Raw genomic sequence first — 944 nt, forward strand, 5'->3', positions numbered from 1 at the left:
ATTCCTTTAACCACTCAAGGGAATGGGCAAAGAAATATTGATTTTAATTTCAGACGTTAACTAATTGTTAAGTATTATTCGCTTTTTGTTGGGTTGACATGATGAGACAAAATGCTTACATCGCTAATCAATAGAGAGTAAGTAAATATGTCAATTGCAACTATTCACTATAGAAATTTGGTGATTAAAAAAGCTGGGGACTCAGCCAGAAAAGGAATTATCTTAGCTCATGGTGGTTACACCCCAGAAAGAGGTTTTTTCCAGCGAGGCTCTGGCCGTACTTATGTCCCCTTGCGGATTACATTAGTTTGTAATTGTCTTCATGATAAAGTATCAATAGGTCAAAAAATGGCAGATGCCATTTTATATCCTACTCCTACAAATCAAATGAATTACATTCCGGAGGATATCTTAGGTGGCAGCATAATCCAAAATTACTCCTTAACATATAACAGTAAATTTGAAGGTTATGAACCCAGTAAATTTGTCGATGTAGTGACGATAAAACCCAATAGCAAAGCACATATTTCAGATGTTTTTAGTGCTGTAACGGCATTAAATTTACATTATGAGCGCATATACAATGTAGCGTGTAGAATAAATAAGATAGACCGAAATTCTCTATCAATATCCGCTACCAATATGATTATTCAAGTCTCACCAATGCTGCCCTAAAATACTCCTGCCACCCCAGTATCATTTGCTCTGAGGTGGCAAGGTGTTTTCTGCTCTTTTTTTGGCAATATGGGCATCCATCAGGGCGAAGGCTTCTTCTTTGGAGTAGTAAACGGCATTCCCCGTCCTATAATCTTCTACCGCTTCCTTGATGATTCCCTTTAATTCTGCATCTGTCATTTCTTCACCTGTGTGATTTGTCGCTGTTGTTCAATTTCCCGTATTGCCTGCTTATCCAGATTGCACTGCTCAATCACCGTCAGTAACTG

2 protein-coding genes are annotated in these 944 nt (G+C 38.0%); one reads left to right on the forward strand and one right to left on the reverse strand.

Translation table 11 applies throughout. The features are described from left to right. The first annotated feature begins 147 nt into the window (after positions 1-147). Positions 148-675 carry a putative adhesin gene (locus NXS07_RS20335; RefSeq protein WP_038216121.1) on the forward strand — a complete coding sequence of 176 codons (528 nt, stop codon included), beginning with the start codon at positions 148-150 and terminating at the stop codon, positions 673-675. 21 nt (positions 676-696) lie between these two features. On the opposite strand, the gene NXS07_RS20340 is transcribed toward NXS07_RS20335, so the two are convergent. Beyond that, positions 697-855 carry a hypothetical protein gene (locus NXS07_RS20340; protein WP_258087556.1) on the reverse strand — a complete coding sequence of 53 codons (159 nt, stop codon included), beginning with the start codon at positions 853-855 and terminating at the stop codon, positions 697-699. Positions 856-944: the final 89 nt, after the last annotated feature.

Origin of the sequence: Xenorhabdus bovienii, assembly GCF_024721015.1 — a bacterium.
GTDB lineage: Bacteria > Pseudomonadota > Gammaproteobacteria > Enterobacterales > Enterobacteriaceae > Xenorhabdus > Xenorhabdus bovienii.